We start from the raw sequence: 10309 nt of genomic DNA, 5'->3' as shown, positions 1-10309 counted from the left end.
TGGGTGCGTCCATGCGCGAATACCTGATCGACCTGAAAATTCAGCCGGGATGCCGCTTGGTCGGCCAACGCGTCGAAGAAGCAGGGTTGCGCCACCTGCCGGGACTCTTCCTGATCGAGATCGTGCGCGACGAGCAGCTCATCGCGCCGGTAGGACCTGACCAGCTTCTGGAAGAGAATGACGTTCTCACGTTTACCGGCGTCGTGAACACGATTGTGGACTTGGAACGTATCCCGGGACTTGTGCCTGTTGCCGATGAGGGATATGAGACTCGCGCTGCGTTGCGCAGGGGCCACATGCTCTGCGAGGCCGTCATCTCCAACAAGTCGCCGCTCGTCGGGAAGAGTATTCGCGAGGCCAACTTCCGCGCCGTATACAACGCGGCGGTTGTCGCCGTGCATCGCGGGGGCGAACGTCTGGAAGGAAGAGTGGGGGACATCGTCCTTCGAAATGGTGACACGCTGCTCCTCCAAACCGGGCCACACTTTGCGGAAGCGCACCGCAATAACGCCGACTTCTACCTCGTCAGCGGAGTGACCGATTCGCGCCCCGTGCGCCATGATCGCGCTCTCTTGTCGCTTGTGCTGCTCGCACTGCTTATTGGTCTGCTCGTTACGGAGTGGGTTGGAACTGCGCCAGCGGCCTTCCTGGTAGCAGGGCTTATGATCCTGACGCGCTGCATCTCTTCGTCGGACGCGCGAGAGAGCATCGACTGGCAGACTCTCATAACCATCGCCGCATCATTCGGAATTGGAAAGGGCATGGAAAACTCCGGCCTTGTGGAGAACATCGCGCACAATGTCGTGCAGCACGCGGGAGTGCTGGGTCCGTTCGCGGTGTTGGTTGTGGTCTACCTTATGACGAACGTCGCGACGGAACTTATTAGCAACAATGCCGCGGCCGTCCTCATCTATCCATTTGCTGTCGCGATGGCCGGAGAAATGGGGGTTCACCCACGCCCCTTTGTGATGGCGGTTACGATTGCGGCATCTGCCGCCTTTGCGCTGCCCATCGGCTACCAGACTCACCTCATGGTCTACGGACCTGGCGGCTACCGTTTCAGCGATTTCCTCAAAGTGGGCCTTCCGCTCGACTTCGTCGTGTTTATCACCGCTGTCTCGCTGATTCCATTTGTCTGGAGTTTCTGAACGGGGCGAAGCGACAGAATTAGCGGCATTCGCCAAACACCTTTCGGAAATGCCACTCAAAATCATCCATCACTTGTTCCATCGGCGGTGGGGTTCCGAGCAGTTGCCGCAGCGACGTCACGGGTTTGTCAGCGATTCCGCATGGAATGATGTAGGTGAAGTGAGTCATATCCGGGTCGACATTCAACGCGATGCCGTGGAATGTCACCCAGCCGTGAAGTCCAACGCCGATTGCGGCGACCTTCGCCCCGCCCACCCAAACGCCGGTGTAACCCTCCACGCGCTCTGCATCAAGCCCGTACTCCGCAAGTTGGGCGATCAATACGCTCTCTAACGTGCGCAAGTACCATTTGATAGAGGGATTCCACGCATTGAGGTTCAGAATGGGATAGGCTACAAGTTGCCCCGGCCCGTGGTAGGTGGCATCGCCTCCGCGATCAACCCGGCACAGCTCAAATCCGAGAGACTGCAACTCGGACTCGCTTTTCAGGAGGTTCTGCGACTGGAAATTGCGGCCAAGGGTAATAACCGGAAGGTGTTCCAAGAGGAACAAGGCATTGCCCGCCTGCCCGGCTTCCACTTCGCTGCGCCGCCTAATCTGCCGATTGTACAGGTCAGCGTACGAGACAGGCCCAGCGATCCGAATGGTCTCAATCGTCCGATCCATAGCCACTCTTGATTGCGAGAGAGTGCCAGGCAGAACTCACTCCAACACCTTCCGCAACGTGTCTAGTGTCACGTGCTCAAGGGAGTCCACAATGCAATCCGCGAGGCTCAAGTCACTCGCGCGGAAACTCGACGTCACCGCCAGACAACGGAGATTGGCCGATTTCGCCGATTGCACGCCCGTGACGGCGTCTTCGACGACCAAGCACTGAGAGCAGGGGAGGCCCACCGCATTTTGCGCTGCGATGTAGATTTCCGGATGCGGCTTCTTGTGCGTCACCATGTCACCGGTGATGATGACGTCGAATTTGTCGACCGGCGCCTGAATCGCGTTAAGCGTGACGTTGGCCTTATCCGTCGGACTAGACGTGGCGATGGCAAGGTTCCACTCGCCGCTATCTGCCGCGGCGCGCACGAGTTCGATCGCGCCGGGGCACGGACGACATTCGCCCGCGTCCAAGAGTGCAGAGAAATTACGGAAGCGTACTTCCAACGCTCTCTTAAGGTCGATCTTGAGTCCAATCTTCTCGGCGGGGCCTTCAACGTAGCGGACCGCGCCCGTGCCAATGAACGGACGAAAATCTTCGGCCGTCAGTTCCACGCCGTACAATTCGCGAAACATGTCGATACTTGCCCGCGCAATCAACGGCTCGGTGTCCGCAAGGACGCCGTCCATGTCGAAAATCAGCGCATACTTTTTCTGAGTCATCTAGACCTGCACTTCCTCACGGAGGCCCATTACCTCCAAAACAGCTTCCTCGGACGCATCCACGGTCTGCGGTTGTTCCGCGGACTTGATGGCGCTATCGGGGTCCTTCAAGCCGTGACCCGTCAGAATACACACGACCCGAACGCGGTCGCCCACGATAGGCTTGGCATCGTCGAAGAATCCGTTGGCCGCCAGTTTGATCAATCCCGCGATACTTGCCGCACTCGCGGGTTCGCAAAACACGCCTTCCATCGAAGCAAGCATCTTGTACGCTTCACGGATCTCGTGGTCAGTGACCATTCCGATCACGCCGCCCGACTCATCGCGCGCCTGGACCGCTGTCTTCCAGCTTGCCGGGTTTCCGATCCGGATTGCCGTGGCGAATGTCTGCGGCTGTTCCACCGGATGCCCCAACACGATGGGCGCGGCGCCCGCCGCCTGAAAACCAAGCATGCGCGGCAGGTTCTTGCTCTTACCCGCTTCGTGGTACTCCTTGTAGCCCTTCCAGTAGGCGCTGATATTGCCAGCATTGCCGACGGGGAGCGCGTGATAATCGGGCGCATAGCCTTCGAAGTCGTCGATGATTTCGAACGAACCGGTCTTCTGGCCCTCGATACGATACGGATTGACCGAGTTCACCAACTGAATCGGGTGATTCTTCGTAATCTCGATGACCAGTTTCAGCGCCTCGTCGAAATTGCCTTTGATCTGAATGACTTTGGCGCCGTGAATCATCGCCTGCGAGAGCTTTCCGAATGCGATCTTCCCCTCAGGTATCAACACCGCACACGCGATACGCGCACGCGCGGCGTATGCCGCCGCGGATGCCGATGTGTTGCCGGTCGACGCGCAGATGACCCCTTTGAATCCATCCTCGACGGCCTTCGTGATGGCCATCGTCATGCCTCGATCCTTGAAGCTGCCCGTAGGGTTCAGTCCCTCGTACTTCAGCCAGATTTCGAGCTTGGGATGAATGGCCGCGCTCAGATTGCGCGCGGGCACCAACGGCGTGGACCCTTCATTCAGCGTGATGACGCAGGTCCTTTCCGTGACCGGAAGATACTGCCTGTATCGCTCGATGATTCCCCTGTTCAACATCGTTCGCTCTCCAACTCCGCTCCTCGTCCGGCGCGTAGTCTATTCCAAAACCCGAAGCAAGTGTGTAGGCTCGCGCACTACGTCCAGCGAGTCGATCTCGTTCAACGCCGCGCGCATGTCCGATTCTTTGGCATCATACGTCATCAACACGATGTGGACCCGGTCCGCTTCGTGTTTCTCTTTTTGCATACACGATGCAATGCTCACTCCGTTCTTACCCAAAGACGTGCAGATCTTTCCCAAGACTCCGGGTTTATCCATCGTCGTCATCCGCAGGTAATAGCGCGAGTGAATGTCGCCCATGCCGCGCAGGCTTCTCGATTGCGAATACGAGAATGGGGGAGGCACCGGACCGTTGCCACGCCGCGCGATGTCAATGATATCTGCCAGGACTGCGCTTGCCGTGGGCATGCGGCCCGCGCCGCGTCCGTAGTAGAGCGTAGCATCCGCCACGTCGCCCTTCACGTAAATCGCATTGAATTCGTTGCGCACCGACGCAAGGAGATGGTCTTCCGGCACGAGCGTGGGGTGAACGCGGGCCTCAATCTCCCCATTGTCCGAGCGAACAATTGCCAGGAGTTTGATTAGGTAGCCCAACTCGCGCGCATAGGCGACATCGGCGTGGGTCACTTTCGTGACGCCTTCCACGTGAATATCCTCGAGGTTTACCTTGGTCGAATAGCACATCGAAGCGACAATCTGGCACTTGTGCGCCGTGTCGTGACCCTCGATGTCCAAGTCAGGCGGAGTTTCGGCAAAGCCGAGTGCCTGGGCTTGACTCAACGCGGCCTCAAATTCCAGACCTTCGTAGGTCATTCGGCTCAGAATGTAGTTGCAGGTCCCGTTGAGAATGCCGTACACGAACTCAATGTGGTTTGCGGCCAGGCCTTCGCGCAGAGCTTTTAGGATGGGGATCCCGCCCGCGACCGCCGCCTCAAACCGTAGTTCGGCGCCGCCCTTAATCGCCGCCTCGCACAATTCGGGGCCGTGCTTAGCCAGGAGCATTTTGTTGGCGGTCACGACGTGCTTTCCCGAGGCAAGGGCTTTCAAGATGAACTTCTTGGCAGGCTCGACGCCTCCAATCAGTTCGCACACGACCTGCACATTGGGATCGTCAATCAAGGCCATGGCGTCTTTGCTGACCGAGACTCCCTGCAAGTCAAACGCCTGCTCCAGGTCGGGTCTGAGGTCTGCAACGTGCGTCAACGCCACATCGGCTCCCGCGCGTCGCGTGATGCGGTCCGGGGACTCCCGCAACGTCTTAATGACACCGCCGCCCACTGTTCCGGCACCGATGACCCCAACTCCAATTGCCATGGCTTCATTCTCCCAAAAAGGATAAAGCGGCCTATCTACAAGACCGCTCGTTTCCGATACCGCTGGCCGGCCCTACGAATAGACGCAGTCCGCGATTCAAACACGACTCAAACGCGGACTCACAGAGCGGGCCGAACGCAGAACGTTCTACACCTCCAACACGCAGACTACGTCGCCGACGGAAATCTCGTCGCCTTCCTGCACGAGCTTCTCAATCAACACGCCGCCTTTGGGACTCGGAACGATGAAGGCGGCCTTGTCCGTCGTCATTTCGACGAGGTCTTCCCCCTCTTTCACCTTATCCCCCTCTTCGACCAACCAATACGAGATCGTCGCTGTATCCGCGGCATCCTGCCCAAGACTGGGCAATTTGACTTCATAGGTCATCAGACCTTCTCTCCATCCGTTCTGCAAGCACACATCGTGTGCTAACCCGTTACCACGTCCATCCGCTCACGCGCAAAGCGCGTCTGCATCAACTCCTCGGAACGATACGAACTCCGAACAAAAGGCCCCGCGACCGCGAATTGGAATCCCAACTCAATCGCCAGGGCTTCGAACTCCTGGAACACCTCTGGAGTCACATACTCTGCGACCTCGCGCTGCTTCGGCGTCGGCCTCAAGTACTGCCCAATACTCACCGCTTCGCAACCCGCTTCCAACAAGTCGCATAGCGTCTGTCGAACTTCATCTTTCGTCTCGCCGTGTCCGGCCATGAATGCCGATTTGATGATCGGCTTCGGCCGATGCACGCTGCCTTGGCGGAGAACGCCAAGCGCCATACGATAGGTATATCGCCTGCTGCGTACCGCCGGATAAAGCCGTTCCACCGTCTCGATGTTGTGGCTGAATACTTCCGGCTGCGACGTCAACACGATCTCTATGGCGTGCTCATCGCCTTCAAAATCCGGGACCAGCAACTCAATTGTGGTCTCGGGACACAGACTTCGGATCGACCGGACCGTATCCGCGATGTGCTGCGCGCCGCCATCGGGCAAGTCATCCCGGGTGACAGAGGTAATCACGCAGTGCTTTAGGTTCATATCCCGCACGGCGGCAGCGACCCGAAGAGGCTCTTCCGGGTCCGGTGGCTCCGGCTTTCCACTTGGAACGGAACAGTACCTGCAATTCCTTGTGCAGGTGTTCCCAAGAACCATCAAGGTGGCTGTCCGGCGCTGCCAACACTCCGCCATGTTCGGACAGCGGGCACTCTGGCAGACCGTATGCAGGGAGAGGTCCTCCACCAGACCCCGGGTAAACGAAAAATCGTTTCCCGAGGCCCACGAGCGACGGATCCATTCTGGGAATCGGGTCTGCACGATCTGCCTCTATCCAAATGCTCTGCACGATAGACAACGCGGAAGCGAGTATATCATTTACCTCTTGACAAATTAAAGTAAAAGGTGATCCGGTTCTTACCCGCCGTTCGGACGATGGAACCCTCCGGCAGGTCAGGGCAAGCCCCCGTTCCCGGTACCCTCCAGTCTCGCTAGCCCTCTGAAAATCAGGAAGTTACGCACTTTCTTAGGTTGACGAAGCCTTTCCCCCTGTGATAGGCTTTGACCGTTGCCAAAGCTGCCTACTGACGCCGGTGGCGGTGATACAGGAGTATCCATGCGAGCCATTGAGGAGCATGCAGTTCCCCGGGTGCAGAAGACGGCGCCCGAGGTTTTAGTTATAGGTGGGGGTAAAGGCGGCGTAGGGAAGACTTGCTTTGCGGTCAATCTCGCCGTCGAAGTCGCTCGAAAAGGGTGGCGGGTTATCCTCGTAGACGCCGATCTGACGTGTTCGAACGTCGAGACCGTCCTCGGTACGCGTTCCGAGACACGCCTGGACGATTTCTTTTACCAGAAGGGCGCCAAGAACATTCAGGCTGTCGTCGCCGACACGCAATATGAGAATCTGCGGGTCATTCCCGGCACGTCCGGCCTGATTGACGTAGCGAATCCCAAGTACCAGCAGAAGCAGGCGCTCATCCGTGAGTTAAATTCCCTGGAGGCCGACCTGGTCATTGTTGACCTGGATGCCGGCGCGCATCTGGGCACTTTGGACTTCTTTCTCATCACGGACACGAACGGCGTGCTTGTAATTACCCCGGAAAAGACGAGCATCGACAACGCGTTCAAGTTCATTCGCGCGGCGCTGTACCGCAAGATTGAACGTTTCTACCAGAGCCCCGAGCTTGCCGTGCTACTCAAGCGAACCGAGACGCTCCGCGATTTCGTCGAGAGCATTCGCACATCGGAACTTTTCGACGAAGACGTCAGGAAGAAGATCTGTGGTGAAATTGTTGCCATCGCCAGAACTCTGACACCCCGGGTCGTGGTCAATCGCGCGCGTAACTCGTATGAAGCGCAAATCGCCGCAAACATTCTGGCGCGTATGGCTCGTCAGCAGCTCATGGTGGAATGCGAGAACCTCGGATTCCTTTACTTCGATAAATGCGTCCCTGAAGCCATAAACGCAGGGGCGCCCTTTGTGGTGAGTCACCCGAAACAAAAGATATCGGCGTGTGTGACCGATATCGCCAACCGACTTGGATACTTCTAGCCGTGTTAGATCGATCTGAACCGAAGAAACAAAACAGTCTGTTTGGCCGTCCCGCGGAAGAACAAAAGCCAGCCGTTGAAGAAGTCTCGGATGGCGATGACACCTACGAGGCGCTCGCTAGAGCTTCCAAGCGAGAATCGCTCATCGGCCGTATGAATCAAGCCTTTCAGGACGTCCTGCAGACGAATCGTGGTCAGGGCAAGATGCGCGCTCCGGCAGAGGAAGCGGGCGACGATCCCAACGTTACCGCGGACGATCTTGCCATACGCCGCGCCCGCAACATCAAACTTCACCGGATGGTTGTACCCGAAGGCGTAATCATCGAAGGTTCGCTCTCCGGCGGCTCAGAGTCGGAAATTGCGGGCAAGGTCGACGGCGACGTCACCGTCGATGGTCAACTTTATCTTGCCGCCAGCGCCCTGGTCAGCGGCAACGTGCGCGCGACCTCGTGCCGCGTCGACGGACTCGTGGAAGGCCGCGTCGAGTGTTCGGAAGACTTGGAACTCGGCAAGACCGGCAGGTTGAACGCCGATTGCGTGGGCGGCAAAGAAGTAAACGTTGCAGGCCAAGTATTTGGAAATGTTACGACAGGTGGCATTGTCCGCCTCTACTCGTCTGCGAAGCTTACGGGCAATATTCGTGCCCGCCGACTTGTTATAGAAGATGGTGCGCATTTCAATGGGCAGTGCACGATGCGTGCGCCTGCCCAACGTGGAGATGCGAAGCCACAGTAGCAAGGAGGATTGCGAGCATGCCAATGCCCATGTTTTACGACCCGACATTTCTGCTCATTATCCCCGGCTTGATTCTAAGCATATGGGCGCAGTGGAAAGTCAAGTCTACGTATGCGACATACTCGCAGGTAGGAACGCGTTCCGGACTTACGGGAGCCGATGTCGCTCGCCTGATTCTGCGCGACTCGAACATCGGTTTGGCTGCAAATCCCGCTGCGGCACGCGGTACGGTTGTTGGACTTGAAGCGATTCCTGGCGAACTCACGGACCACTACGATCCGCGCGATAGAACGTTGCGTCTTTCGGATGCGGTCTATCACGGACAGAGCGTTGCCGCGCTGGGTATTGCCGCGCACGAAGTTGGCCACGCGATACAGCATGCCAATGCGTATTCGGCGTTGATGTGGCGAAATGCCATCTACCCGATATCGAGCATTTCGTCGACACTCTCGTGGCCGCTGCTTCTGGGCGGTCTGTTCCTGGGAATCGGCCCGCTCCTGACTCTCGGCATTCTGTTGTTCTCGTTTGCCGTGGTGTTCACCCTGATCACGCTGCCGGTCGAGTTCAACGCGAGCAGCCGCGCATTGAAGGCGCTGGCGCACGGTGGCTACTTGACGGATGACGAGTTGCATGGCGCGCGGAAGGTCTTGTCCGCCGCTGCGTGGACCTACGTGGCCGCTGCCGCCGTCGCGATACTTGAACTGGTTCGCTTGCTTATCATCGCCCGCAATAGAGACTAACCAACGAGAGTTGTGTTGCTAAGCTCGGTCCCTGAGGCGCATTTGGCTGCCTCAGGGACCTTTCAGTTAGAATGCAGTTGGTATGACACGTTATCGAATCATCATTGCCGGATTGTGCATTCAAGCAGCGGCAATCGCCTGCTCTGCCGCGGAATCCTCGCCGCCCAAAGGTGTCGTGCATGGCGAAGGGGCGGCGCAAGGCGCTGGCCCGGATGCGCGCGATGCCGCCATTCTCAATGCGCTGACCAATCTCGTCATGGAGCGGCTGGAGCAACTGGTTCCGTCGCGCGACTTCTCCCAATTCGCGACGATCTTGGAGAATGCCCCCGCCTACTTCGAATCGTATGCGGTTGTGGGAGAGACCCATCTAAATGACGCGACTCAGGTTGAAATCGAAGGGCGATTGCTGGAGGCCAACATTCTCGCCGATGCATCGTCACAGGTACTGCGCACGTATGCCGATCCTCCGCGCGTAGTCCTTTTCATCGTGGAGAAAGGAGGGAAGCGGCCTCCCGATGAGGCGGCACGTCTGGGAGCGGCCGAGCGCAAACTGGGTGATGCGCTGCGCAAAGCACGGTTCGACATCGTCGACTCGGATACCCTCAGAGAAGATCGATCCGACGAAACGCTTTCCGATTTGGAGACGCAGGCCCCCGAAGAGATTGCGGCCGTGGGCAGGCACTACAGCGCAGACATCATTGTCGCCGGACATGCGGCAGTCACGTCGGAACCCACCGTTCCGGGTTCCAACGTCAACAAGATCACGACCGATCTCAGTCTGCGTGTGATACGCGCCATCGATGGTGCAGTACTCGCGGAACCCGCGACGCAGGCCATTGTGAACGGTGCCAAGATTTCGGAAGGGGCGAACCAAGCGCTTCAAGACGCCGCGGATAAGGTATTCGGCGAGGTGATGTCGGCCTCCGTTATCGGCATGGTTAGCACCCAAGCCGGCGACGCGGTAACGCTAACGATTGACAGACTGGGAGAGAAAGAAAGGCTCGACTCAATCGTTGCACTCCTCCAGAAACTCCCGGGCATGAAGTCGGTGGAAACGGCCTACACCTCCGCAGACCTTGCGAAGCTCAAGCTTTCCTACTCCGGACGCATGGGAACCCTCATCGACCGGCTAAGCGCCGCCAAGTTCAACGGATTTCATGTCGATCCGCATACGGTGATGGATCGCGCCATCATGGCATCCATAGCGGCGCCCTGAGTTGTCATTCGCTTTCTGCTTTCTGAAGAAATGAAGAGCCGCCAAACCTTGGCGGTTCAGCGGCTCTAAAACACTGTGATGCTAACGGCGAGAGATTACGCCGACTTCGCGGCAACCTTGCGCCCTTTGGC

At 58.0% G+C, this 10309-nt stretch carries 11 protein-coding genes; 5 read left to right on the top strand and 6 right to left on the bottom strand.

Translation table 11 applies throughout. The features are described 5' to 3' along the window. Nucleotides 1-1148: anion permease (locus K1Y02_22220; protein ID MBX7259095.1), on the top strand; the 1148-nt coding region annotated here is incomplete at its 5' end. 19 nt (nt 1149-1167) lie between these two features. Here the strand turns inward: K1Y02_22220 and lipB are convergent. From lipB to lipA, 6 genes are all read right to left on the bottom strand, one after another. Then, the gene (gene lipB, locus K1Y02_22215; protein ID MBX7259094.1) at nt 1168-1815 is read right to left on the bottom strand and encodes a lipoyl(octanoyl) transferase LipB; all 648 of its coding nucleotides are present in this window, start codon (nt 1813-1815) and stop codon (nt 1168-1170) included. A 36-nt stretch (nt 1816-1851) separates the two neighbouring features. Beyond that, on the bottom strand, nt 1852-2523 hold the full coding sequence (locus K1Y02_22210; protein ID MBX7259093.1) for an HAD-IA family hydrolase: 672 nt from the start codon (nt 2521-2523) through the stop codon (nt 1852-1854). Beyond that, complete coding sequence (gene thrC / locus K1Y02_22205) at nt 2524-3621, bottom strand: threonine synthase (GenBank protein ID MBX7259092.1); 1098 nt, start codon at nt 3619-3621, stop codon at nt 2524-2526. It abuts the gene before it with no gap. A 39-nt stretch (nt 3622-3660) separates the two neighbouring features. Continuing rightward, complete coding sequence (locus K1Y02_22200) at nt 3661-4938, bottom strand: homoserine dehydrogenase (protein ID MBX7259091.1); 1278 nt, start codon at nt 4936-4938, stop codon at nt 3661-3663. Nucleotides 4939-5085: 147 nt separating this feature from the next. Continuing rightward, on the bottom strand, nt 5086-5325 hold the full coding sequence (locus tag K1Y02_22195; GenBank protein MBX7259090.1) for a hypothetical protein: 240 nt from the start codon (nt 5323-5325) through the stop codon (nt 5086-5088). Between the two features lie 41 nt (nt 5326-5366). Further along, nucleotides 5367-6257, bottom strand: a complete 891-nt coding sequence (gene lipA, locus K1Y02_22190) for a lipoyl synthase (protein MBX7259089.1) — start codon at nt 6255-6257, stop codon at nt 5367-5369. Between the two features lie 295 nt (nt 6258-6552). Here lipA and K1Y02_22185 point away from each other — a divergent pair, with 295 nt between their 5' ends. The 4 genes from K1Y02_22185 to K1Y02_22170 all read left to right on the top strand — a co-directional run bounded on the left by K1Y02_22185 (nt 6553) and on the right by K1Y02_22170 (nt 10178). Next, nucleotides 6553-7488: an AAA family ATPase gene (locus K1Y02_22185; protein MBX7259088.1), complete on the top strand. Its 936-nt coding sequence runs from the start codon at nt 6553-6555 to the stop codon at nt 7486-7488. 2 nt (nt 7489-7490) lie between these two features. Continuing rightward, complete coding sequence (locus K1Y02_22180) at nt 7491-8222, top strand: polymer-forming cytoskeletal protein (GenBank protein MBX7259087.1); 732 nt, start codon at nt 7491-7493, stop codon at nt 8220-8222. Between the two features lie 17 nt (nt 8223-8239). After that, complete coding sequence (locus K1Y02_22175) at nt 8240-8962, top strand: zinc metallopeptidase (protein MBX7259086.1); 723 nt, start codon at nt 8240-8242, stop codon at nt 8960-8962. Between the two features lie 82 nt (nt 8963-9044). Continuing rightward, the gene (locus K1Y02_22170) at nt 9045-10178 is read left to right on the top strand and encodes a hypothetical protein (GenBank protein MBX7259085.1); all 1134 of its coding nucleotides are present in this window, start codon (nt 9045-9047) and stop codon (nt 10176-10178) included. The last annotated feature ends 131 nt before the right edge of the window (nt 10179-10309 follow it).

It is taken from the genome of Candidatus Hydrogenedentota bacterium (assembly GCA_019695095.1).
Taxonomy (GTDB): Bacteria; Hydrogenedentota; Hydrogenedentia; order Hydrogenedentales; family SLHB01; genus JAIBAQ01.
This window is presented reverse-complemented; position numbering and strand designations above follow the sequence as displayed.